Origin of the sequence: Neisseria sp. HMSC066H01, from assembly GCF_001837375.1 — a bacterium.
GTDB lineage: Bacteria > Pseudomonadota > Gammaproteobacteria > Burkholderiales > Neisseriaceae > Neisseria.
This window is the reverse complement of sequence record NZ_KV832194.1, coordinates 269,995-291,666: the sequence shown is the minus strand read 5'-3', so window position 1 is coordinate 291,666 and position 21,672 is coordinate 269,995. Positions and strand designations below refer to the sequence as shown.

The following is a 21,672-nucleotide window of genomic DNA, read 5'->3' as shown; positions in this document are numbered from 1 at the left end:
AGACGGCCTTTTAATTGATTGACCCTTAACGAATATCCATAGGTGCAAACGATTTCACGGTTTCATCAATCGCTTTAACACGGGTCAGGAAATCTTCCAATTGCGCAAGCGGCAATGCGCTTGGGCCATCGCATTTGGCTTGGTCAGGATTGGCATGGGATTCGAGGAACAAACCGGCCAATCGGGTTGCCATGCCGGCAAGCGCCAAGTCCAATACTTGGGCGCGACGGCCGCCTGACGCAGCAGCGCCGGATTCGCGCGTTTGCAGGGAATGGGTTACGTCAAAAATAACGGGCAGGTTGTGACACGTTTTTTTCATCACGCCAAAGCCGAGCATATCGACCACCAAGTTGTCGTAGCCAAAGTTTGCGCCGCGTTCGCACAAAATGATTTGCTCGTTGCCTGCTTCTTGGAATTTCTCGACAATGTTTTTCATTTGAGACGGGCTGAGGAATTGCGGCTTTTTGATGTTGATGACATTGCCGGTTTTCGCCATTGCCACCACCAAATCGGTTTGGCGTGCCAAGAATGCTGGCAGCTGGATGACATCGCAGACTTCGGCAACCGGTTGGCATTGGTAAGGCTCGTGAACGTCGGTAATCACAGGAACGTTAAACTCGCGCTTCACCGCTTGAAAAATCTTCATGCCCTCATCCAAACCCACACCGCGGAAAGAGTGGATGGAAGAGCGGTTTGCCTTGTCGAAAGAGGCTTTGAACACGTAAGGGATGCCGAGCTTATCGGTTACTTTAACGTATTGCTCACAGGCTTTCAGCGTAGAGTCGAGGTCTTCAAGGACATTGATGCCGCCGAAAAGGGTAAAGGGCGCATCGTTGCTGATGGTGATGTTGTTGATTTGGATATTCACGGCAAAGCCTTTCAGATAAGTTGAATTTGGGAAACAGGCCGTCTGAAACGTTTCAGACGGCCTTTGTTTGAATATTACAACACGGTGTGCGGCGGCTCATAAGAAATCACGTCGCGGATTTTGTTGTTCTCATCGACGAGGACGACTTTCGGCTCATGCGCTGCAATTTCGGGTTCGGACAACATGACGTAAGACATGATGATTACGATGTCGCCTTTTTGAACCAAACGCGCGGCCGCGCCATTGAGGCAAACGACGCCGCTGCCGCGTTCGCCGGGGATGGTGTAGGTTTCAAGACGTTCGCCGTTGTTATTGTTGACGATGGCGACTTTTTCGTTTACGCAAATACCTGCCGCATCCAGCAGGTCTTGGTCAACGGTAATGCTGCCGACGTAGTTGAGGTCGGCTTCGGTAACGGTGGCACGGTGGATTTTGCCGCCGAGCATGGTACGGAACATGGGTTTCCTTTTTGATTGTGGGTTGATTTGCGGTTTTAACTTCTGGGAAGTTAAAACCGCTGTTTGTGTGATTGAGGATTAGTTATTGGGAAAGTCTGATTCGTCAAACTCGGGTTCCGGGTCGCTTTGAAGGACTTTTCCGTTTAATTTCAACTCGCTGTTTTGCAGAGTCAGATGGGTTTTGACATTATCGTCTTCTAAGGTCAAATATTTTTCTCTTGCCATACTTTTGATGGTACTGTCCACCATCAGGCGCAAGGTCTCGTTGATATCGTCGATGCTGGCGCGGCCTGCGGCTTCATCTTCGGCATTGACGCTAAACAGGCTGCTGGCTTGGTTGACGGCAAGCTGCTCCAACAATTTTTGCGGTACGCTCATGTTGAAGTCGGCTTCGGTTTTCTTCAGCATATCGCCCAAGTTATTGAGGTCTTTGGCTGCCAAACCTTTAAACGCAAGCTTGCCGCTGACATCGACATCGCCATGAGGCATGGTGAATTTGAAGGTTTTGACGTTTAAAACCGGATTGTTGGTAAACAGACCCGAAGCCTCATTTTTGGCCGTCTGAATCAAGGAAGCCTGAATTTCTTCTTCACTCATTTTCTTCACGGACACTTCGGCAATTTTGTTTTTCAACGCCAAAAGCGATGCGGCATCCAAATGCTCGGCAGCAACATTAATATCCAGAGGGCCGTATTTGTCTTCGCCATAGGTCAGGCTTTCAAATTGGAAGCGGCCTTCGCTGTTGATGAATTTATCGACTTCGCCGGTCTGGGTATCGAAACGCAGTTTGTTGACTTCGATTTTAGACGGAGCAATCGTGCCGGTCGGATTGATAAACGCACCGATTTGCAGGTTGGTCACAAGGTTGACCAACTCATTCAACTTAACGTTGTAATCGATGTTTTCTTTCCATTGCAGCAGGAATTTATCCAGCGTAATGCTGCTCTTGCCCAAAGCAAGTTTGGTCAGGCCGTCTTCCGTTTCGGACTGGAAGCGCAGGTTTTCCAAAGACACATCGCCTTTGTCGGCCAATTTGACTTGCAAAGACGGCGCAAGGTAATCGTGGCGATAGCTTTTGAAGCCTTGGCTGTAATCGGTATTGCCGCTAAAGCCTTTCCAGTTGAGCTTGATACCGGAAAGCTCTTCATAATCGAAGGCGGGGATATTGAGGCTGAGTTTGCCGTCGCCGGAAAGGTAAACCGTATTGGTCATGGTCAACGGCGTTTGTTGGCCGAAGAAGCGGTCCAAAACCTTTTTGGTTTCCGGATGGTATTGGAACTCGGTTTCCACGTGGGCGCGCGTGCCGAAGCCGCCGGCAAAAGGGCCGTGTGTTACGTGGTTGATGACCGTAATCGGCTCTTGCAGGACGGTTTTCAAATTGTCCGGCAGGTATTTTTGCGTATTTTGAAGCAGGGTCGGCTTGAGGCGGATGACGGTCGTCTCGGTTGAACTGAACCAGCCGCGATCGTATTGGTGGGATTCAACGGTCAGGAAACCGGATTCCTGCAACAGCTTTTGTTGCTCGGTCAGGCTTTCTTCCGCTTTGACACCGAGATAGTAAGGCGTGCCGAGCGCAGCGGCGATAACGACGGCGGCAGTCGGGATAAGATACTTTTTCATCACTTCAAACAGATTAGGTTCAAAGCGTAAAGCATAGCATTTTTTAGCTGTTTTGTCTTATCCGCCGTTTCAGACGGCCTTTAGGGGAAGATTGTGATATTATGCAAATATAAACGGTTTTTACACTTTTGGCAGGCCTTACCCTGTCTGTCGAAATGTCATTAAAGGTTTGCAAATGCTTTTATTCATTGATAACTACGACAGCTTCACCTACAACATCGTCCAATACTTTGCCGAATTGGGGCAGGAAGTTTTGGTACGCTGCAACGATGAAATCACCCTCGAAGAAATCGAAGCCCTGAAACCGCAATATCTGGTCATCGGCCCCGGCCCTTGTTCCCCGAAAGAAGCAGGCATTTCTGTTGCAGCCATGCAGCACTTTGCCGGCAGGCTGCCCGTCATGGGCGTATGCCTCGGCCATCAAACCATGGGCGAAGCGTTCGGCGGCAATGTCGTGCGCGCGCAAACGATGATGCACGGCAAAGTCTCCCCCGTTTTCCATCACGGCACAGGCATGTTTAAAGACCTGCCCAATCCGGTCAACTGCACGCGCTACCACAGCCTCGCCATCGACCGCGCCACCCTGCCCGACTGCCTCGAAATTACCGCATGGACGGAAGACGGCGAAATCATGGGCGTGCGCCATAAAGAATATGCCGTCGAAGGCGTACAGTTCCACCCCGAAGCTCTGCTGACCGAACACGGCCACGATATGCTGAAAAACTTCTTGGAAGAATTCAAAGACTACCGCCCGCAAAAATCTTAATGAAAGGCCGTCTGAAATGTGTTTGACAGTGTTCAAACCGCATTTTCAGACGGCCTGAATCACATCGGACACAAACAAAGGAACAATCATGATTACCCCTCAACAAGCGATTGAACGCCTCATCAGCAACAACGAACTTTTCTACGATGAAATGACCGACCTCATGCGCCAAATCATGAGTGGCCAAGTTCCGCCCGAGCAAATCGCCGCCATCCTGACCGGCCTGCGGATTAAAGTTGAAACCGTTTCCGAGATTACCGCCGCAGCCAGCGTAATGCGCGAATTTGCCACCAAAGTACCGCTGGAAAATGCCGATGATTTGGTCGATATTGTCGGTACAGGCGGCGACGGTGCCAAAACCTTCAATATTTCCACAACTTCCATGTTTGTCGCGGCTGCGGCAGGCGCGAAAGTCGCCAAACACGGCGGCCGCTCCGTTTCTTCATCCAGCGGCGCTGCCGATGTCATGGAACAAATGGGCGCCAACCTCAATCTCAACCCCGAACAGGTTGCCCAAAGCATTCAGCAAACCGGCATCGGCTTTATGTTCGCGCCCAACCACCACAGCGCTATGCGCTATGTTGCCCCAGTCCGCCGTTCGCTCGGCTTCCGCAGCATCTTCAATATCTTGGGCCCACTGACCAATCCTGCCGGCGCGGCAAACCAACTCTTGGGCGTGTTCCACATCGACTTGTGCGGCATTCTTTCCCGCGTATTGCAACAGCTTGGTTCCAAGCATGTTTTGGTTGTGTGCGGCGAAGGCGGTTTGGATGAAATCACGCTGACCGGCAAAACCCGCGTTGCCGAACTGAAAGACGGCAAAATCACCGAATACGATATCAGCCCGGCCGATTTCGGCATGGAAATCCGCCGCAATTTGGACGAAATCAAAGTCGAAAACGCGCAAGAATCCCTGCAAAAAATGAACGAAGTGCTGGATGGCAAAGTCGGTGCCGCACGCGACATCGTCGTCCTCAATGCAGCCGCCGCGCTCTACGCAGGAAATGTGGTCGCATCGCTGGCGGACGGTGTCAAAGCCGCGCAAGAAGCCATCGACTCCGGCAAAGCCAAAGCCAAAAAAGACGAGTTTATCGAATTTGGCAAACAGTTTGCCTAAACTTTAAAACCATAAACAAAGGCCGTCTGAAAAATCTTTCAGACGGCCTTTTATTCTTTAAATATTAAAATTTGCTTTTAATATCATTAATCAAGCCTTCAGCTTTTTCTTTGGCTTCTTCAGCCAAGTGTGCTACTTTCTCTTTGGCTTCACCTGCAAAGTTTTCTACTTTTTCTTTAGCCTCGCCTGCGAAGTGCGCCGCTTTTTCTTTGGCTTCACCTGCAAAGTTTTCTGCTTTTTCTTTAGCATCCGCAGCAACTTCTTTTGTCTTACCGACGCCTTGTTGAACTACGCCTTCAGCTTTGAGTTTGGAATCGTCAAGAACTTCGCCGGCTTTCTCTTTTACTTCACCGCTGATTTGATCTAATTTGCCAGTCATCATTTATTCCTTCTTAGTTTCATGTTGATAAGAGTAATCACTATATCCCAAAAGATATTGGGTTGCAACTTAAAGTCTGTCTCAATATTAAAAACATAATAAAAATGGATTACGTCAAGTTAGCACAACTGTTTCAATATCGCTTCGGCTACTGCCTTGCCTATCATCTTACTGCCAAACTCATTGAAATGAAGCCCGTCGCACAGCATCACATCAGTCAAATCCTGCTCAAACATCAGGCTGTATAAATCATTGATGGCAAAGCCATATTGCCTTGCCAAATCCTCCGCCACACGGTTATAGGCCTTCAAATCAGCCAGATAGCGGCGCGAGGGTTTGACGATATTGTGTACGCTTTCCAAAAACGGCGTACTGCACGCCCAAATAATTTTTGCACCTGTCTGTTTCAAATAATCAAAAATTTGAATCAGGTTGCTGCGATAGGTTTTTATATCGGCCACCGGCTCATTACAGCCTTGATTATGGCGGATGTCGTGCAAACCGCAATTGATGTGGATAATGTCTCCCACAGTCGCGCCCTCTGTCCATTGCCTGATATGCTCTAACACATCATGCGACGAACGGCAGTTTTCCGATGGAGAAACAATATCCACCTCAGGCAAAGCGGCGCGCGTGTAAGGCTCCGAAGCAAGCCGAACGGAGTCGCCGATTAAGTAAACGGTCATTTTTGTTCTCCTCCCTTTATTTGAACCAACAGCAAGGCCGTCTGAAATATCACTTATATTATTATAAGAGTGCTATTTCAGACGGCCTTAACTTCAGTCAAGTTCTATCGTTAAATTATCAATTAACGCTGACTGTTTTTATAAAAATCAATTAATTGCTTGGCCTGCAACATGGGCAGCCCAAAACGGTCGCTCACGGCTTTCAAATCCTTCCATTCCTGACCGGTCAGATTCTGCCCAACCCATTTGAGGTTTTCCGGATTGCTTTTGATTTTCTCAAAATACGCCTGCTTGCGTTTCCAGTTACGCGACCACACCAGCAACATGGTAAAAATACATAAAACAATCAATACAATATTGGTAAACAACATCATGTCCATACGACATACTCCCGCTTGAGTCTCGAAATCAGAAAATATGGATTAAAGGCCGTCTGAAAAACAATCTTCAAACGGCCTCAGCGTGACGCTCAACGTTGCATTTCCATCATTAACGCCTGACAAGCGGATTCGTTTTCCAAAGCACAAGATTCGCTCAGTTGGTTTAAACGGCTGTCGCGGTCTGGTGTATTGCCTTGCGCCATCTCTGCTTTAGTTTCTTCAAAATTGGTACAGGCATTTTCATAACCGCCTTTACAGGCTCGCTCGTAGAGCTTGACTGCGGCGGCATAATCCATGCCTAAACCGCTGGACGGATTGAGATACAGATTACCCAAAACATTGCAGCCGCGCATATTGCCGCCATCGCAGGCTTTTTTCAGAAACGGATAAGCATGAGCAGGCGCTTCAAGATAATCGCGCATCCAAACGGCCGCAGTGACACAACTTTCCAGATTGTTCCGATTGCATTCTCGTATCAGCTTATCGTGCTGCTTCTCGCTGTAATCCCCAGCCTGCACGCTAAACCCCGTAGCAACCAATGCCAAGCCAAACAATAAACGAAGTGTTCTCATCTGATTATTCCTTCAAAAATACTTAAATGACAGGCCGTCTGAAAAACAATCTTCAGACGGCCTTTATATTATCACTCAATCTTCACCCGTTTCAGGCGCAAGGCATTGCTCAACACGGAAACCGAGCTTGCCGCCATTGCCGCACCTGCGATAACAGGGTTTAGGAAGCCGAGCGCGGCGAGCGGAACACCCAATATATTGTAGAAGAAGGCGAAGAACAGGTTTTGCTTGATGTTTTTCAAGGTTGCCTGCGACACCAGCAGGGCATCGGCGAGTTGGTTGACCGAATGCTGCATCAGCGTGGCGGATGCGGTATGTTCGGCAACGTCCGCACCGCCCTTCATGGCGAAACTGACGTTGGCGGCGGCGAGCGCGGGCGCATCGTTGATACCGTCGCCGACCATCGCCACGGTTTTGCCGGCAGCTTTGAGTTTCTGCACTTCGGCAGCTTTATCGCGCGGACTCATATTGCCGAAGGCGTGTGCGATGCCCAGTTGTTTGGCGACGTATTCGACCGTGCCTTGGTTGTCGCCGCTCATGATGTAAACATCGATATTGTGTTTTTTCAGACGGCCTATGGCTTCGGCGGTATCGGCTTTCAACGCGTCGGCAAGTGCGAATGCGCCGATAGGTTTGTTATCGACTGAGACTGCAACAATGCTTGCAATATCCCAAACGCCGTCTGAAAACTTCGGCAAGGTCAATTCGGCAAATTCGGCTTTGCCTGCTTTCACCAAACCCACGCCTTCCACTTCGGCGGTAATGCCTGCGCCGACAACAGTTTGCGCGTTTTGTGCGGCAGGAATCTCCAAGCCGCGCGCTTGGGCGGCGGAAACGATGGCGCGGGCAAGCGGATGAGCGGCGTTTTGTTCGACGGCGGCGGCGATGCGGTACAAAGCGTCTTCGTCAAAGCCGCTGTCGGGAACGCAATAAACGGCGGCAACCTGCGGCCTGCCTTCGGTCAGCGTGCCGGTTTTGTCCAACACGACGGCATCGACATGGGCGGCTTCTTCCATCGCCGCCGCGTCTTTGAACCAAATGCCGTGTTTCACCGCCTTGCCCATGCCGACCATAATCGCAGCGGGCGTCGCCAGACCGAGCGCGCACGGACAAGCAATTACCAAAACGGCAACGGCGTGCATCAGAGCAACCGTCCAATCGCCTTTCACCAGCCAAGTGGCGATAAAAGTCAGAAGCGCGATGCCCACGACGGCAGGCACAAACACCGCCGCCGCCTTGTCTGCCACGCGCGCAATCGGCGCTTTACTGCCCTGCGCTTCGGACAGCGCGTTCATCATGTCGCCAAGCAGGGTTTGGCTGCCGAGTTGTGTGGCGCGGTACACCACGCTGCCTTCGGTCATCAACGCACCCGCCAATACTTTTCCGCCCGCTTTTTTCTCTTCGGGGTTGGATTCGCCGGTAAGATGGCTCTCATCCGCCCAACCGCTGCCGCTCTCGATGATGCCGTCGGCGGCAATGCGTTCGCCGTGGTTGGCGCGGATAAGGTCGCCGATTTGCACTTGGTCGATGGGCAGTTGTTTCCATTCGCCATCGCGTTGCACGTTGACTTGGGTCGGCGTGAGTTTGAGCAGCAAGCCCAAGCTGTTCAGGCTGGATTTTTTGGTGCGGTGTTCCAAAAATTTGCCCAGCGACACAAAACCGATCACCATCACGCCTACTTCAAAATACACGTGTGCCATGCCGTGCGCCGCGTGCGGGCTGAAAAACAGCATATAGACGGAATACAGGTAAATCGATACCGTACCGATGGTAACCAGCACGTCCATGTTCGCCAACCCGCCCTTAATGCTCGCCCACGCGCTTTTGTAAAACGGCACCGCCAGCCAAAGCTGCACCACGCTCGCCAGCGCAAACTGCCATACAGGCGGAATCATCCAATCGTGCCGCCCGATCATCATCCCTGCCATGCCGATAAGGAACGGAATATTGATGGCCAACAAAAGCCACAGCCTCCAGCTTACATGCGCTGCTTCTTCGGGCTGCGGCAGCGCGTCTTCCGTTTTTTCCTTCGCGCCGTAGCCGGTTTTCTCGATAATTTTGGCGATGTCGGCTGCGGAGGTTTTGCTGTCGTCAAACGTAACCTGCGCTTCCTCGCTGGCAAAGTTCACCCCTGCCGATTCGACAAAATCTTTTTTGTTCAACACTTTTTCAATACGCGAAGCACAGGCCTGACAAGTCATGCCTTCGATTTGAAAACGGACTTTTTGTTGCATGGTTTCTTCCTTCTGAATGTGGTTGGGCTACCTGAAAAAAGCGGAGCAGGATTTCAGGTAGCCTTTGGGGTGTTGCAGTCGATTTGTTGCGATTCGATTTACAAAGCCGCATCAAAGCCGCCGTCTTCCACCGCTTCTATCAGCGCGGCGGGGTTGGTTTGGGCGGGGTCGAATTCCACGACGGCATTCTTGTTTTCCAGGCTCACTTCGGCCTTGTCCACGCCGTTTACGCCTTCGAGGATGCTGGTAACGCTTTTCACGCAGCCGCCGCAGGTCATGCCTTCGATGTTTAATGTGATGGTTTGCATAGGGTTTCCTTTCTGTTGGAATGAGGCTGAGGTTTTAAAGCCCGTTGCAGCCAAAGCTTTCAGGTAACCTGAAATGATGGGTCTGCTCTTGCTTTCCCGCTAAGTGCCGCCACTATAAAGCTTTACCCGAAGTAAAGGTCAAGCATCATGATGAACATCAGCCAGGCCGCGGCCGAGAGCAGCCTTTCCGCCAAACAAATCCGCGACTACGAAAAGCACGGCCTAATCGCCCCGGCCGCGCGCAGCGAAGCGGGCTACCGCCGCTACGGACATGCCGACCTTGTCCGGCTGCGCTTTATCCGCCATGCGCGGGAAGTGGGCTTTTCGCTGCCGCAGATCGGGCAGCTTTTGAGCCTGCAACACAACCCGCAGCGTACCAGCCGCGAAGTGAAAACGCTCACCGCGCGGCACATCGCCGAGCTGGAGGCCAAAATCGAACGCTTGCAGGGCATGGTGGCCGAGCTGCAACGTTGGCACGATGCCTGCGCGGGAGACGACTGCCCGGATTGTGCGATTTTGGCCGGACTGGAGGAGCGTTAGGCGGCTTGGGCAGAATAGAAACAGGTTACCTGAAAAGTTTCAGGTAGCCTTAGTCGGCCGCTAACGGTTTGGTACAGGCCTCGTCGTAATACGGCAGCCACTTGCCGCCGCTTTGCTTCAGATATGCGCGAAAACTTTTGTTTACCCGTGTGGCGGTGTAATCCAAATAATGGCAAAAAGTAAGTGATCAAGAGACAAAGGCCGTCTGAAGCGTTTCAGACGGCCTTTATTCAAAAATACGCTTATCGGTTACAAAGCCACATCGTAGCCGCCGTCTTCTACGGCATCAATCAGCGCGTCGGTATCTGTCTTGCTTTCATCAAAAGTAATCACTGCATTTTTGTTTTCCAAGCTGACTTCTGCTTTTTCCACGCCTTCTACGCCTTCCAAAAGACGGGTTACGCTTTTCACGCAGCCGCCGCAGGTCATGCCGTCGATGTTGAGGGTAACAGTTTGCATTTGTATTTCCTTTCATTCAAACAAATATGGTTGCCAAACACTTTACTCCTTACGCAAACAGCTTGCAAATTCTTTATTAAGGCCGTCTGAAAAATGCAGATAGGCGTACAATAACGCCTTTTGCTTCATCAAACGGACATAATAATGACTTCAACATTCAAACAATGGGTTAGCGTATGCGCGCTGGCGGTGGGGGCGTTTATTTTCAATACCACCGAATACATTCCGATTGCGCTTTTGAGCGACATTGGTCAGAGCTTTGGCAAACCGGCAACGGAAGTGGGCATGATGATTACGGTGTATGCGTGGATTGTTGCGCTCCTATCGCTGCCGCTGATGCTGATGACGAAAAACATCGAACGGCGCAAATTATTGCTGATGCTGTTTGCACTGTTTGCGCTGTTTCACGCACTGTCGTTTTTTTCTTGGAACTTCAACATCCTCTTGGTCAGCCGTATCGGGATTGCGCTGACACACGCTATCTTTTGGTCGATTACAGCTTCTTTGGCGGTACGGCTTGCACCCACCGGCAAAACCAATCAGGCTTTGGGCTTGCTCAGTACGGGTACGGTTTTGGCCATGGTGTTGGGCATTCCGCTGGGACGCGTGGTCGGGCAATATTTCAGCTGGCAGCTTAGCTTCCTGCTGATTGGTGTCTGCGCCGCCGGCGTAATGCTGGTGTTGGCCAAAAACCTACCTGCTTTACCCAGCCAGAATACCGGTTCTTTAAGCAGCCTGCCGAGTTTGTTCAAACGCCGCAACCTGATGTTACTTTATGCCATGACGGTGTTGATTATCACGGCACATTTCACGGCATACAGCTATATCGAGCCTTTTGTGTTGCAAGTTGGCGGATTTAAGGCCGAACAAGTTACCATCGTTTTGAGCCTGTACGGTTTGGCAGGATTTGCCGCTTCTTATCTGTTTGGCAAATGGTTTGCCAAAGCGCAACGTTTGTTTATGCTTGGTGCGGTGGCTGTCATCCTGCTATCCGCCCTGCTGCTTCTGCCGTTTGTCTCTTTCCCTTATGCGGTGTACGCGCTGGTGTTTATTTGGGGCGTGGCCATCGTCATCGTCAGCTTGGGCATGGTGTCGAAAGTCTTGGCATTTGCCTCGGATGCAACAGATGTGGCCAACTCGATTTATTCAGGCTTGTACAATGTCGGCATCGGCGGCGGTGCGCTTTTGGGGCATTATGTAACCGTCTGGTTCGGCCTTTCCAATATCGGTATCGCCGGAGCCTTACTGGCGGCGGCAGGTCTGGCCGTTTGTGGCTTGTTGTTTAAGGAACAAGACAATCTGACGCAAAATGTTTAAATCCATATAAATCAGGATGGTATTACTGACCCGGCCGTAATTTTGGCAGCTTCACCGATTTGTCCTGATTCTTATTAACCCACGATGGATCTTCATTCCGCCGGATAAGCAGTTTTCTTGCTGCTTATCCGGTTTTCATTTCATTTCTAAAAAACAATTTACAATTTGTTTACACTACATCAAATTACAAATATACTGTCGCCTATTAGGCCGTCTGAACGTACGGCTGAAAAGAAAAACCAATCATGTTTCAGAGGAATACATCATGGACTTAAACGCCAAGGATAAGACTCAGCATCCTGAGAACGTCGAGCTTCTCAGTGCACAGAAGCCGATTACCGACTTTAAAGGACTGCTGACGACCATTATCTCTGCTGTTGTCTGCTTCGGCATTTATTACATTCTTCCCTACAGTACCGATGCCAACAAAGGTATCGCGCTGTTGCTTTTCGTTGCGGCACTTTGGTTTACCGAAGCCGTACACATTACCGTTACCGCACTGATGATCCCTATCCTTGCCGTTGTACTCGGTTTCCCGGATATGGACATCAAAAAAGCAATGGCAGGTTTCTCCGACCCGACGATTTATATCTTCTTCGGCGGCTTCGCGCTTGCAACCGCCCTACACATGCAGCGTCTCGACCGTAAAATCGCCGTCAGCCTGTTACGCCTGTCCCGTGGCAATATGAAAGTTGCCGTGTTGATGCTGTTTGCCGTTACCGCCTTCCTGTCTATGTGGATCAGTAACACTGCGACTGCCGCGATGATGCTGCCTTTGGCAATGGGTATGATGAGCCACCTCGACCAAGAAAAAGAACGCAAAACCTACGTTTTCGTCCTGCTCGGTATCGCCTACTGCGCCAGTATCGGCGGCTTGGGTACCGTGGTCGGTTCTCCGCCGAACATGATTGCCGCCAAAGCGCTGAACTTGGACTTCGTCGGCTGGATGAAGCTCGGCCTGCCGATGATGCTGTTGATTCTGCCGCTGATGCTGTTCTCCATGTACGTCATCCTCAAGCCTAATTTGAACGAGCGCGTGGAAGTTAAAGCCGAATCTATCCCTTGGACTTTACACCGCGTTATCGCGCTGTTGATTTTCTTGGCCGCAGCCATCGCTTGGGTATTCAGCTCCAAAATCAAAGCCGCATTCGGTATTTCCAACCCTGATACCGTTATCGCCCTGATTGCCGCCGTTGCCGTCGTCGTATTCGGCGTGGCTCAATGGAAAGAAGTTGCCCGCAATACCGACTGGGGTGTATTGATGCTCTTCGGTGGCGGTATCAGCTTGAGCGCGTTGCTGCAATCTTCCGGCGCATCTGAAGCACTGGGTCAACAAGTCGCTTCCACGTTCTCTCATTCTCCTGCATTGCTGGTGATTTTTGTGGTTGCCACCTTCATCATCTTCCTGACCGAGTTCACCAGTAACACGGCTTCCGCCGCCCTGCTTGTGCCTATTTTCGCCAGCATCGCCGCGCAAATGGGCCTGCCTGAACAAGTCTTGGTATTCGTGATCGGTGTCGGCGCATCTTGTGCCTTCATGTTGCCGGTTGCCACACCGCCTAACGCGATTGTGTTCGGTACAGGCTTAATCAAACAACGCGAGATGATGAATGTCGGCTTATTACTGAACATCCTCTGTATCGTATTGGTTGCGCTGTGGGCTTATGTTGTACTGATGTAAACCGTCGACCCAAACAACAAGGCCGTCTGAAAGAATATTTTTCAGACGGCCTTGAAGTTTGTCATTCAGACACAATTTAACGAATGATTCAAAACTGGATTCTAACGAAAGGAAACCCATGATTATCCTGCATACCAACAAAGGCGACATCAAAATCGAACTCGATTTCGACAAAGCCCCCGTTACTGCTAAAAACTTCGAGCAATACGTTAAAGACGGCTTCTACGACGGCGTAATCTTCCACCGCGTCATCAAAGGCTTCATGATTCAAGGCGGCGGCATGGATGAAAACATGAACGAAAAAGAAACCCGCGATCCGATTCAAAACGAAGCGTCCAACGGTTTGCCCAACGAAAAATACACCATCTCCATGGCACGTACTTCCGATCCTCACTCTGCCAGCGCGCAATTCTTCATCAACACTGCCGACAACGCTTTCCTGAACTTCCGCTCTAAAGAACTGTACGGCAAAACCGTCGTCCAAGACTGGGGCTATGCCGTATTTGGTAAAGTCGTTGACGGTTTTGACGTGGTTGATGCCATCGAAGGCGTTTCTACCAAACGCCACGGCTACCACGACGATGTACCGACCGAGCCTGTCATCATCACCAAAGCCGAAGTGGTTTAATTGATTTGATTTCCCATAAAAACAGCCTGTCCGAATTCAAAACGGACAGGCTGTTTTTCAATCGTTAATGACGATACCTTCACACATCATAAGTACCGACCACACATGCCGAATCCAACACATGGCCCTGCATGGCAAAATGCAACTCATTAAAGCGGAAACCACGCGGCAAATCCAAAACGGTATCCAGCGCGTACACAATCAGCTCGTAACGATGGCGGTTGTTCGGTGGCGCCATACCGCCGTAAAACGAAGCCTCTTCGATTTCAAATTTACCCAATGCGCTCGCCCAGGTGTTCGCGCCTTGCGTGAAATCCGTTGCAGAAATACTTTCATTTTCTGCCACGGAAGTACGTTTCAAATCCGAAATCAACCAATGCGTCCATACGAAACCCGATGCTGAAATGGCATCTTTGTCTTCCAACACCACGGCAAACGATTTTGTTCCTTCAGGCGCATCTTCGATCTCAAAAGGAATCGAATAAGTAGGCATACCGTTCGGACTGAACTGGCTGCCGCGCTTGCCGTATTTGTCTTCAAATTCGCCGTTGACAATAGCTTTACTGCTGACTTTCATCTTATATCTCCCAATAGTAGGTTTGTTCATTCTAACAAACCCCAAGGCCGTCTGAAAGATACTGCCGTTTTCACTTTCCCGATGTCGCATTTTCAGACGGCATCAAGCAATATTCACAATTCGATCAAACACATTTGACATTCCATAGTATAATCCGCCGCATGAAAACTACACAGGATACGCATTATGGATTGGAAAGGCCGTGAACAAAGCCAAAACGTCGAAGATCGCCGCGGAAGCCGTGGCGGCGGCGGTGGCGGCAAAACGCCGGGTATACTCGGCATTATCGTGGTTTTGGTCGGCGCATATTACGGCGTGGATTTGAGCGGTTTGGTTGGTGGCTCATCTTCGATGGGCATTCCTACCCAGCAAGCTACCCGACTCGACAGCCAACAAGAAGCCGAATTGAACGAAATGTCCCGTGTCGTCCTTGCCGAGACGGAAAAAGCATGGAGCAAATATTTCCAACAACACGGCCAACACTACACACCGACAACCATGGTGTTGTATGAAGGCGGCACATCCACCGCCTGCGGTACGGGCCAATCTGCCATGGGTCCGTTTTACTGCCCGGGCGACCAAAAAGTTTATTTGGACTTGAGCTTCTACGAAGACATGCGCACCAAGCTCGAATCGGCCAGTGATGCCGCGTTTGCCTACGTTATTGCCCATGAAGTCGGCCATCACGTTCAAAACCTGCTCGGCATTCTGCCTAAAGTCCACAAAATGCAACAACAAGTCGGCAAAAAAGAGGCCAATGCCCTTTCCGTCAAACTCGAATTGCAGGCCGACTGTTTCGCCGGTATTTGGGGACACTACGCCGTCAACAACAATATCTTCAAAGCCGAAGACATTCAAAAAGCGATGCTGACTGCTGAATCCGTCGGAGACGACCGCTTGCAGAAACAGGCTCAGGGCTATGTCGTTCCCGACAGCTTTACCCATGGCTCGTCCGAAGAACGCATGACTTGGCTCAAGCGCGGTTTGGAAAGCGGCGACATCAACCAGTGCAACACTTTCAACAATTGATTCGTCCAAACAACACTGTTCTTTGATGTAACGACAAAAGGCCGTCTGAATTCTTCAGACGGCCTTTTAGCCGTGTTAGAATAACGCCTATTATTTTCCCTTAAATTCAAAGGAAATCCACATGGCAAATATCGCCCGCGACATTTTCAAAGCCTACGATATCCGGGGCATCGTCGGTAAAACCCTGACCGACGAAGCTGCCTACTTAATCGGCAAAGCCATTGCCACCAAAGCCTCCGAAAAAGGCATTACCCGCATCGCACTCGGCCGCGACGGCCGTTTGAGCGGCCCCAGCCTGATGGCACAAATTCAACGCGGTTTTACAGACAGCGGCATTGACGTCCTCAACGTCGGCATGGTTGCCACCCCTATGCTCTACTTCGCAGCCATCAACGAATGCGGCGGCAGCGGCGTGATGATTACCGGCAGCCACAATCCGCCTGATTACAACGGTTTCAAAATGATGCTCGGCGGCGACACGCTCGCAGGCGAAGCCATTCAAGAACTTTTAGCTATTGTTGAGAAAGACGGTTTTGTTGCTGCCGACAAACAAGGCAGCGTAACCGAAAAAGACATCTCCGGCGAATACCACAACAACATCGTCGGCCATATCAAGCTCAAACGCCCGATGAAAATCGTGATTGACGCGGGCAACGGTGTCGGCGGCGCATTTGCAGGCAAACTCTACAAAGGTTTGGGCAATGAAGTTACCGAGCTTTTCTGCGAAGTGGACGGCAATTTCCCTAATCACCACCCTGATCCTTCCAAACCGAAAAACCTGCAAGACCTCATCGTCGAGCTTAAAAACAGCGATGCCGAAATCGGCTTGGCATTTGACGGCGATGCCGACCGCTTGGGCGTGGTCACCAAAGACGGCAGCATCATCTATCCAGACCGCCAACTGATGCTTTTTGCGCAAGACGTGTTGCGCCGTAATCCTAAAGCCAAAGTGATTTTCGACGTCAAATCCACCCGTCTGCTCGCGCCTTGGATTAAAGAACACGGCGGCGAACCTGTAATGGAAAAAACCGGCCACAGCTTCATCAAATCTACCATGAAAAAAACCGGCGCACTGGTTGCCGGCGAAATGAGCGGCCACGTTTTCTTTAAAGAACGCTGGTTCGGCTTCGACGACGGTATGTATGCCGGCGCACGCCTCTTGGAAATCCTGTCTGCCTTCGACAATCCGTCCGAAGTATTGAACAAGCTGCCGCAAAGCATTTCCACTCCGGAACTCAACATCGACCTGCCCGAAGGCAGCAACGGCCACAAAGTAATTGAAGAGCTGGCTGCCAATGCCAAGTTTGAAGGTGCGACCGAAATCATCACCATCGACGGCTTGCGCGTTGAATTCCCTGACGGCTTCGGCCTGATGCGTGCTTCCAATACCACGCCGATTTTGGTATTGCGTTTTGAAGCGGATACGCAAGAAGCGATTGAGCGTATCCAAAACCAATTCAAAGCAGTCATTGAAAGCAATCCTGCATTGAAATGGCCGCTGTAAGGGTTTAGGCTAAAACAAAAGGCCATCTGAAAATTATTTCAGACGGCCTTTAATATTAAACATTGATTATTTAAAGTTTGGAAACCAAGAATATCCCGGCTTTGTTATTCAACTTGTGCCAACTGTTGGCGCATTTCATCGATAACGGCTTTGTAATCCGGTTTGCCAAAAATCGCTGAACCTGCGACAAATGTATCCGCACCTGCCGCCGCAATTTCAGCAATATTGTCTGTCTTCACGCCGCCATCGACTTCCAATGCGATACGGCGGCCGCTTTGCCGTTCATACTCGTCCAACATCTCGCGCACTTTGCGGACTTTCACCAGCGTATTCGGGATAAAGCTTTGTCCGCCGAAGCCCGGGTTAACCGACATCAGCAAAACCATATCCAGTTTGTCCAAAACGTTTTCCAGAATATTGACCGGCGTGGCAGGATTCAATACCAAGCCTGCCTGACAGCCGTATTCTTTAATCAAACCCAAGCTGCGGTCAATGTGGCGGCTGGCTTCCGGATGAAAGGTAATGATATTGGCACCGGCTTTGGCAAACGCATGAATCAAATCATCCACCGGCTCAACCATCAAATGCACATCGACCGGCACGGTTGCATATGGTTTCAAAGCCGCGCAAACCATAGGGCCGAAAGTCAGATTCGGCACATAATGATTGTCCATCACGTCAAAATGAATCAAATCCGCACCAGCGCGGATAACTTCGGCAACCTCTTCGCCCAGGCGGGCAAAATCGGCAGACAAAATACTGGGGGCGATACGGTAGTCGGTCATGTTTGTTCTCCTAAAGTGTGTTCCTTTGTCATTATCGCATTTTTGCCCCTATGTTGTATGCTGCCGACAACGTCTCTACCGTCATTTTTATGAATTTACATTTCACATACATTAATGAAACTTAAAATCAAACTGTAAGGCTTTGAAAATAAATTATTTGAATACATACATGTGCAGAAAAATCTAACATCATTAACAAAAGTTAACTGCTTTGATACTGCCTTTCACACGCTAATCGGTTATATTTCCAAACCTGATGAAACATTAGGAAAACACCGTGTCTGTTGCACTTTCCCGCTATCCGACTTTTATTTTCTTAGCACTCGCCCTACTCTGTTCCAGTCTGCCTGCACATGCCGGTCCGTTTCTGGCTACTTTGGACGATTTCCACCCAAATTGCGACATTCGACAGCTTAATTTATCCGCCGACCAACACGCCGCTCTGCGCCGCCTGCGTACCGACTTCAAACAAATCAACGATAAAGCCTACCGCAAAACCGTACGCTCCGACCGCAACCGCCGTCAAACCATCATCAAAATCCTCTCCGGCGACTCATTCGATTCAAACGCCGCCCGCGACTATGTTGAAAGCCGCTACCTCTCCAGCATGGACTATGCAGTGGATGAAATGGAAATCCAATACCGCCTCTATCATCTGCTCAATCCGCGCCAACGCCAACAATGGTTGTCTTCATGCTTGCGCTGATGGATAAATAAAAATACAAAAGGCCGTCTGAAACCATATTCAGACGGCCTTTGCTTTTTTCAGCCTTAATCCAACACTCTTTCTTCCGGCAAGCGTCCTGCCCAGTCGCAGGCAAACTGCCACGCTGAACGGCCTGAACGGCTGCCGCGCATTTGCGCCCATTGCAACGCGGCTTGGCGCGTGGTATCGTCAAAAGGCACATTGAAATCGTCCAACCAGTTGGCTACGGCGGTCAAATAATCGTTTTGGTCGAAAGGATAAAAACTCAGCCATAAGCCGAAGCGGTCGGAAAGGGAGATTTTTTCCTCGACGGCCTCTTTCTGATGGATTTCGCCGCGAGTGCCCGTAGTACCGCCGTTTTCATCCATGTATTCTGGAATCAGGTGGCGGCGATTGGAAGTGGCATAAACCAAAACATTGGTGCAACGTTGCGACAGTCCGCCATCCAAAGCGGTTTTCAAGGCTTTATAGGTTTCATCGCCGGTTTCAAACGACAAATCATCGCAGAAGACGATAAATTTCTCAGGACGTTCGGACAACAGCGTCAACAAAGCCGGCAAACTGATCAAATCGCTTTTATCCACTTCAATCAGTCGCAGGCCGCGCTCGGCATATTCGTGCAACAGCGCTTTCACCAAGGAGGATTTACCCGTACCGCGTGCGCCGGTCATCAAGACATTATTGGCCGGACGGCCTGCCAAAAATTGCTCGGTATTGCGTTTCAGCCTGTCGGTTTGCGAACCGACTGCCGCCAATCGGCTCAAAGGAAATGTATGCGGACGCGGCAGGCTTTCTAAAATGCCTTTTTTGCCCACGCTGTGCCAACGGTAGGCAAGTGCCTGCCAGTCGGTTTTTCCCGGCTCGTCAGGCAGGATTAAATCCAAACGGTTTAAAACGGAATAGGCTTTTTTTAAAAATTCGGATAATTTCATTTTTACTTTCTTCTTTCAGACGGCCTTTTGCGCCAACACACGCATCACGGTATCGACAACGGCTTGGGTTTGCGGATCGATTTCAATATTGATGAGGTCGCCTTCTTTGCGGCTGCCAAACAGGGTGCGCTCCAAAGTCTCCGGAATCAGGTGTACGCAAAATTCGCTGTCGCCGACTTCGCCTATGGTCAGGCTGCAACCGTCCAAACCGACAAAGCCTTTGGTCAGGATATAGGGCTTGAGGTTTTCCGGCAGCTCAAACCAAACTGTACGGTTGAACTCGCTGGATTCGATACGGGAAATTCGGGTAACCGCCATCACATGGCCGCTCATCACATGGCCGCCGATTTCATCGCCAAACCGCGCCGCGCGTTCCAAGTTGACACTGTCGCCGACTTTCAAGCTGCCGAGATTGGTTTTGCGTAAGGTTTCGTCCATCAAATCAAAGCTGACTTTGTTACCGTCGATTCGGGTAATGGTCAGGCAACAGCCGTTGTTGGCGACAGAAGCGCCGGTTTGCAGATTGTCGGCGATTTCGGGGGGCAGCTCGACAGTGTGGGTACGAAAGTCGGGCGAAGGTTGGGTGATGTCTGTAATTTTGCCCATGCCTTGTACGATGCCTGTAAACATGATGTCTTCTTTCCGATGGTACGATAAGGCGGATATTGTAGCATTTTCCAGGCACAAAGGCCGTCTGAAAGCGGTGGTGGCGATGGTTTGGGGTATAATCGGATTTTTATTTCCGCAGCCCGATCATGCTCAGCTACCGCCACGCCTTCCATGCCGGCAACCATGCCGATATGCTCAAGCACTTTACCCTCTTCCTCGTCCTCGAATATTTCAACCGCAAAGACAAGCCTTATTGGTATATCGATACGCACAGCGGTGCCGGTTTGTATGATTTGAGCGGCGATGAAGCGCAAAAAGTCGGCGAATACAAACAAGGCATTGCACTCTTGGAACAAGTTGACAAGCTGCCTGCCGAATTAGCCGAATTTGTGGGCCGTCTGAAACAAATCCTACCGCAAGACAACCTTTACTGCGGCTCGCCTTGGCTGGCACAGGCGCTCACGCGCGACAGCGACAAAATGCGCCTCTTTGAGCTGCACCCTGCTGATTTTGTCCATTTGCAAAACAATATGCGCGAAGTCCGTCCGCCGCGCAAAGTGCAAGTCAGCCAAGCGGACGGCTATCAGGGCCTGATTTCACTGCTGCCTCCTCCGCCCCGCCGCGCCGCCGTCTTGATTGATCCGCCCTACGAAGAAAAACAAGACTACCGCCGTGTCATCCAAGTCTTGAAAGATGCCTTGAAACGCTTTGAAACCGGCTGCTACATGGTTTGGTATCCCTGTTTAAGCCGCGAAGAAAGCCGCAAACTGCCGGACGAACTCAAAAAAATCGCTCCCGACAATTATCTGCACGCCGAGCTTCATGTCTATACGCCGCGCAGCGACGGCTTCGGTATGCACGGCAGCGGCATGTTCGTCATCAATCCGCCCTATATGCTTGCCGAACAGTTGCAAAACAATCTGCCCGAGCTTTCCAAAATTTTGGCTCAAGATGCCGGCGCGCATTATGTATTGGAAAGCAAAACGAAATAAACGTTGCCGTCTGAACATAGACCCAAGCGCTTCGATTTTTTCTCCATACCCGTTCAGACGGCCTTAACCCTTTATATTTAATCCTTTTTCCACTACAATTCACAACATAACAATTAACGGCCGTCCACTCATGAATATACGCACACCCCTAGCCTGCACGCTCCTGCTCTGCGCGTGCAGCGAATCTGTAAAAAACGAATTTAAAGAAGAATTTACCCAAAGTTTCCGCACCGAATTTGTCCGCTCGGCAACCGAAGCCTGCGTAGAAAAAGCCTCCGGAAAAAGCCCGTTTGATTCCGCGACCACTGAAAAAATCTGCCGCTGCATCGGCGAAAAAACAGTTGATAAAATCAGCCCCGAAGAAGCGACCTCGCTTTTAGGCGGCAGCAGCACCATGAGCGACGAGCTGAAAAAACGCATCAAGGACGTCAGCATCGCCTGCACTAAAGAAGTTTTAGGCATGGCCGAGAGCAAAACCAAATGAACACGCTGTTTTCAGACGGCCTGAAATTGAAAAATACCCGA

The 21,672-nt window shown here is 50.4% G+C and carries 25 protein-coding genes; 11 read left to right on the top strand and 14 right to left on the bottom strand.

Going from position 1 to position 21,672, the window contains the following annotated elements; translation table 11 throughout:
* Positions 1 to 25: 25 nt before the first annotated feature.
* The 3 genes from kdsA to HMPREF2551_RS05540 all read right to left on the bottom strand — a co-directional run bounded on the left by kdsA (position 26) and on the right by HMPREF2551_RS05540 (position 2,946).
* Positions 26 to 868, bottom strand: coding sequence for a 3-deoxy-8-phosphooctulonate synthase (kdsA, locus tag HMPREF2551_RS05550; RefSeq protein ID WP_049359787.1), 843 nt, complete (start codon positions 866 to 868; stop codon positions 26 to 28).
* Positions 869 to 942: 74 nt separating this feature from the next.
* The gene (panD, locus tag HMPREF2551_RS05545; RefSeq protein ID WP_003678944.1) at positions 943 to 1,326 is read right to left on the bottom strand and encodes an aspartate 1-decarboxylase; all 384 of its coding nucleotides are present in this window, start codon (positions 1,324 to 1,326) and stop codon (positions 943 to 945) included.
* Positions 1,327 to 1,404: 78 nt separating this feature from the next.
* On the bottom strand, positions 1,405 to 2,946 hold the full coding sequence (locus tag HMPREF2551_RS05540) for a YdgA family protein (protein ID WP_049359789.1): 1,542 nt from the start codon (positions 2,944 to 2,946) through the stop codon (positions 1,405 to 1,407).
* 175 nt (positions 2,947 to 3,121) lie between these two features.
* On the opposite strand from HMPREF2551_RS05540, the gene HMPREF2551_RS05535 reads away from it, so the two are divergent.
* Complete coding sequence (locus HMPREF2551_RS05535) at positions 3,122 to 3,712, top strand: aminodeoxychorismate/anthranilate synthase component II (RefSeq protein WP_036490598.1); 591 nt, start codon at positions 3,122 to 3,124, stop codon at positions 3,710 to 3,712.
* A gap of 88 nt (positions 3,713 to 3,800) precedes the next feature.
* Positions 3,801 to 4,829 (top strand): anthranilate phosphoribosyltransferase, encoded by a 1,029-nt coding sequence (trpD, locus tag HMPREF2551_RS05530; RefSeq protein ID WP_003747072.1) that lies wholly within the window; start codon positions 3,801 to 3,803, stop codon positions 4,827 to 4,829.
* A gap of 64 nt (positions 4,830 to 4,893) precedes the next feature.
* On the opposite strand, the gene HMPREF2551_RS05525 is transcribed toward trpD, so the two are convergent.
* The 6 genes from HMPREF2551_RS05525 to HMPREF2551_RS05500 form a co-directional block, all read right to left on the bottom strand.
* Positions 4,894 to 5,208: a CsbD family protein gene (locus HMPREF2551_RS05525; RefSeq protein WP_070813945.1), complete on the bottom strand. Its 315-nt coding sequence runs from the start codon at positions 5,206 to 5,208 to the stop codon at positions 4,894 to 4,896.
* Positions 5,209 to 5,327: 119 nt separating this feature from the next.
* On the bottom strand, positions 5,328 to 5,894 hold the full coding sequence (locus HMPREF2551_RS05520; protein ID WP_070813944.1) for an SGNH/GDSL hydrolase family protein: 567 nt from the start codon (positions 5,892 to 5,894) through the stop codon (positions 5,328 to 5,330).
* A gap of 122 nt (positions 5,895 to 6,016) precedes the next feature.
* Positions 6,017 to 6,274, bottom strand: coding sequence for a hypothetical protein (locus HMPREF2551_RS05515; protein WP_004519821.1), 258 nt, complete (start codon positions 6,272 to 6,274; stop codon positions 6,017 to 6,019).
* An 89-nt stretch (positions 6,275 to 6,363) separates the two neighbouring features.
* Positions 6,364 to 6,846, bottom strand: coding sequence for an SEL1-like repeat protein (locus tag HMPREF2551_RS05510; protein WP_070813943.1), 483 nt, complete (start codon positions 6,844 to 6,846; stop codon positions 6,364 to 6,366).
* 71 nt (positions 6,847 to 6,917) lie between these two features.
* Positions 6,918 to 9,080, bottom strand: coding sequence for a heavy metal translocating P-type ATPase (locus HMPREF2551_RS05505; protein WP_070813942.1), 2,163 nt, complete (start codon positions 9,078 to 9,080; stop codon positions 6,918 to 6,920).
* A 98-nt stretch (positions 9,081 to 9,178) separates the two neighbouring features.
* Positions 9,179 to 9,388: a heavy-metal-associated domain-containing protein gene (locus tag HMPREF2551_RS05500; RefSeq protein ID WP_003674677.1), complete on the bottom strand. Its 210-nt coding sequence runs from the start codon at positions 9,386 to 9,388 to the stop codon at positions 9,179 to 9,181.
* A gap of 147 nt (positions 9,389 to 9,535) precedes the next feature.
* Between HMPREF2551_RS05500 and cueR the strand changes: the two genes are divergently transcribed.
* A complete protein-coding gene (gene cueR / locus HMPREF2551_RS05495; protein ID WP_070813941.1) occupies positions 9,536 to 9,928 on the top strand; it encodes a Cu(I)-responsive transcriptional regulator in 393 nt (130 codons plus the stop codon).
* Between the two features lie 249 nt (positions 9,929 to 10,177).
* On the opposite strand, the gene HMPREF2551_RS05490 is transcribed toward cueR, so the two are convergent.
* Entirely contained in the window at positions 10,178 to 10,387 is a 210-nt protein-coding gene (locus tag HMPREF2551_RS05490) for a heavy-metal-associated domain-containing protein (RefSeq protein ID WP_004519826.1), read from the bottom strand.
* A 144-nt stretch (positions 10,388 to 10,531) separates the two neighbouring features.
* Here HMPREF2551_RS05490 and HMPREF2551_RS05485 point away from each other — a divergent pair, with 144 nt between their 5' ends.
* The 3 genes from HMPREF2551_RS05485 (at position 10,532) to HMPREF2551_RS05475 (ending at position 14,013) form a co-directional block, all read left to right on the top strand.
* Positions 10,532 to 11,704, top strand: coding sequence for a sugar transporter (locus tag HMPREF2551_RS05485; protein WP_070837677.1), 1,173 nt, complete (start codon positions 10,532 to 10,534; stop codon positions 11,702 to 11,704).
* Between the two features lie 265 nt (positions 11,705 to 11,969).
* Entirely contained in the window at positions 11,970 to 13,385 is a 1,416-nt protein-coding gene (locus tag HMPREF2551_RS05480; protein WP_070837675.1) for an SLC13 family permease, read from the top strand.
* 118 nt (positions 13,386 to 13,503) lie between these two features.
* A complete protein-coding gene (locus HMPREF2551_RS05475; RefSeq protein WP_070837673.1) occupies positions 13,504 to 14,013 on the top strand; it encodes a peptidylprolyl isomerase in 510 nt (169 codons plus the stop codon).
* 79 nt (positions 14,014 to 14,092) lie between these two features.
* On the opposite strand, the gene HMPREF2551_RS05470 is transcribed toward HMPREF2551_RS05475, so the two are convergent.
* Complete coding sequence (locus HMPREF2551_RS05470; RefSeq protein ID WP_049322429.1) at positions 14,093 to 14,590, bottom strand: YbhB/YbcL family Raf kinase inhibitor-like protein; 498 nt, start codon at positions 14,588 to 14,590, stop codon at positions 14,093 to 14,095.
* Between the two features lie 186 nt (positions 14,591 to 14,776).
* Here HMPREF2551_RS05470 and HMPREF2551_RS05465 point away from each other — a divergent pair, with 186 nt between their 5' ends.
* Together HMPREF2551_RS05465 and HMPREF2551_RS05460 are read left to right on the top strand one after the other, a co-directional pair.
* A complete protein-coding gene (locus HMPREF2551_RS05465) occupies positions 14,777 to 15,619 on the top strand; it encodes a KPN_02809 family neutral zinc metallopeptidase (RefSeq protein ID WP_070837671.1) in 843 nt (280 codons plus the stop codon).
* A gap of 121 nt (positions 15,620 to 15,740) precedes the next feature.
* Complete coding sequence (locus HMPREF2551_RS05460; protein WP_070837669.1) at positions 15,741 to 17,123, top strand: phosphomannomutase/phosphoglucomutase; 1,383 nt, start codon at positions 15,741 to 15,743, stop codon at positions 17,121 to 17,123.
* A gap of 104 nt (positions 17,124 to 17,227) precedes the next feature.
* On the opposite strand, the gene rpe is transcribed toward HMPREF2551_RS05460, so the two are convergent.
* Complete coding sequence (rpe, locus tag HMPREF2551_RS05455; RefSeq protein WP_070837667.1) at positions 17,228 to 17,908, bottom strand: ribulose-phosphate 3-epimerase; 681 nt, start codon at positions 17,906 to 17,908, stop codon at positions 17,228 to 17,230.
* Between the two features lie 277 nt (positions 17,909 to 18,185).
* Between rpe and HMPREF2551_RS05450 the strand changes: the two genes are divergently transcribed.
* A complete protein-coding gene (locus HMPREF2551_RS05450) occupies positions 18,186 to 18,614 on the top strand; it encodes a Spy/CpxP family protein refolding chaperone (RefSeq protein ID WP_070837665.1) in 429 nt (142 codons plus the stop codon).
* A gap of 65 nt (positions 18,615 to 18,679) precedes the next feature.
* Here HMPREF2551_RS05450 and HMPREF2551_RS05445 read toward each other — a convergent pair whose 3' ends face one another.
* Positions 18,680 to 19,546 carry an ATP-binding protein gene (locus tag HMPREF2551_RS05445; RefSeq protein WP_070837663.1) on the bottom strand — a complete coding sequence of 289 codons (867 nt, stop codon included), beginning with the start codon at positions 19,544 to 19,546 and terminating at the stop codon, positions 18,680 to 18,682.
* 15 nt (positions 19,547 to 19,561) lie between these two features.
* A complete protein-coding gene (locus tag HMPREF2551_RS05440) occupies positions 19,562 to 20,176 on the bottom strand; it encodes a riboflavin synthase (protein ID WP_070837661.1) in 615 nt (204 codons plus the stop codon).
* A 125-nt stretch (positions 20,177 to 20,301) separates the two neighbouring features.
* On the opposite strand from HMPREF2551_RS05440, the gene rlmJ reads away from it, so the two are divergent.
* Positions 20,302 to 21,147 (top strand): 23S rRNA (adenine(2030)-N(6))-methyltransferase RlmJ, encoded by an 846-nt coding sequence (rlmJ, locus tag HMPREF2551_RS05435; RefSeq protein WP_070837659.1) that lies wholly within the window; start codon positions 20,302 to 20,304, stop codon positions 21,145 to 21,147.
* A 130-nt stretch (positions 21,148 to 21,277) separates the two neighbouring features.
* Positions 21,278 to 21,631 carry a CSN8/SAC3 domain-containing protein gene (locus HMPREF2551_RS05430; protein WP_070837658.1) on the top strand — a complete coding sequence of 118 codons (354 nt, stop codon included), beginning with the start codon at positions 21,278 to 21,280 and terminating at the stop codon, positions 21,629 to 21,631.
* Positions 21,632 to 21,672: the final 41 nt, after the last annotated feature.

What these genes read in the sequence shown, in the direction of transcription:
- panD (WP_003678944.1), bottom strand. Translation starts at nt 1,326, where the DNA reads ATGTTCCGTACCATGCTCGGCGGCAAAATCCACCGTGCCACCGTTACC.
- HMPREF2551_RS05540 (WP_049359789.1), bottom strand. Translation starts at nt 2,946, where the DNA reads ATGAAAAAGTATCTTATCCCGACTGCCGCCGTCGTTATCGCCGCTGCG.
- HMPREF2551_RS05535 (WP_036490598.1), top strand. Translation starts at nt 3,122, where the DNA reads ATGCTTTTATTCATTGATAACTACGACAGCTTCACCTACAACATCGTC.
- trpD (WP_003747072.1), top strand. Translation starts at nt 3,801, where the DNA reads ATGATTACCCCTCAACAAGCGATTGAACGCCTCATCAGCAACAACGAA.
- HMPREF2551_RS05525 (WP_070813945.1), bottom strand. Translation starts at nt 5,208, where the DNA reads ATGACTGGCAAATTAGATCAAATCAGCGGTGAAGTAAAAGAGAAAGCC.
- HMPREF2551_RS05520 (WP_070813944.1), bottom strand. Translation starts at nt 5,894, where the DNA reads ATGACCGTTTACTTAATCGGCGACTCCGTTCGGCTTGCTTCGGAGCCT.
- HMPREF2551_RS05515 (WP_004519821.1), bottom strand. Translation starts at nt 6,274, where the DNA reads ATGGACATGATGTTGTTTACCAATATTGTATTGATTGTTTTATGTATT.
- HMPREF2551_RS05510 (WP_070813943.1), bottom strand. Translation starts at nt 6,846, where the DNA reads ATGAGAACACTTCGTTTATTGTTTGGCTTGGCATTGGTTGCTACGGGG.
- HMPREF2551_RS05505 (WP_070813942.1), bottom strand. Translation starts at nt 9,080, where the DNA reads ATGCAACAAAAAGTCCGTTTTCAAATCGAAGGCATGACTTGTCAGGCC.
- HMPREF2551_RS05500 (WP_003674677.1), bottom strand. Translation starts at nt 9,388, where the DNA reads ATGCAAACCATCACATTAAACATCGAAGGCATGACCTGCGGCGGCTGC.
- cueR (WP_070813941.1), top strand. Translation starts at nt 9,536, where the DNA reads ATGATGAACATCAGCCAGGCCGCGGCCGAGAGCAGCCTTTCCGCCAAA.
- HMPREF2551_RS05490 (WP_004519826.1), bottom strand. Translation starts at nt 10,387, where the DNA reads ATGCAAACTGTTACCCTCAACATCGACGGCATGACCTGCGGCGGCTGC.
- HMPREF2551_RS05485 (WP_070837677.1), top strand. Translation starts at nt 10,532, where the DNA reads ATGACTTCAACATTCAAACAATGGGTTAGCGTATGCGCGCTGGCGGTG.
- HMPREF2551_RS05480 (WP_070837675.1), top strand. Translation starts at nt 11,970, where the DNA reads ATGGACTTAAACGCCAAGGATAAGACTCAGCATCCTGAGAACGTCGAG.
- HMPREF2551_RS05475 (WP_070837673.1), top strand. Translation starts at nt 13,504, where the DNA reads ATGATTATCCTGCATACCAACAAAGGCGACATCAAAATCGAACTCGAT.
- HMPREF2551_RS05470 (WP_049322429.1), bottom strand. Translation starts at nt 14,590, where the DNA reads ATGAAAGTCAGCAGTAAAGCTATTGTCAACGGCGAATTTGAAGACAAA.
- HMPREF2551_RS05465 (WP_070837671.1), top strand. Translation starts at nt 14,777, where the DNA reads ATGGATTGGAAAGGCCGTGAACAAAGCCAAAACGTCGAAGATCGCCGC.
- HMPREF2551_RS05460 (WP_070837669.1), top strand. Translation starts at nt 15,741, where the DNA reads ATGGCAAATATCGCCCGCGACATTTTCAAAGCCTACGATATCCGGGGC.
- rpe (WP_070837667.1), bottom strand. Translation starts at nt 17,908, where the DNA reads ATGACCGACTACCGTATCGCCCCCAGTATTTTGTCTGCCGATTTTGCC.
- HMPREF2551_RS05445 (WP_070837663.1), bottom strand. Translation starts at nt 19,546, where the DNA reads ATGAAATTATCCGAATTTTTAAAAAAAGCCTATTCCGTTTTAAACCGT.
- HMPREF2551_RS05440 (WP_070837661.1), bottom strand. Translation starts at nt 20,176, where the DNA reads ATGTTTACAGGCATCGTACAAGGCATGGGCAAAATTACAGACATCACC.
- rlmJ (WP_070837659.1), top strand. Translation starts at nt 20,302, where the DNA reads ATGCTCAGCTACCGCCACGCCTTCCATGCCGGCAACCATGCCGATATG.
- HMPREF2551_RS05430 (WP_070837658.1), top strand. Translation starts at nt 21,278, where the DNA reads ATGAATATACGCACACCCCTAGCCTGCACGCTCCTGCTCTGCGCGTGC.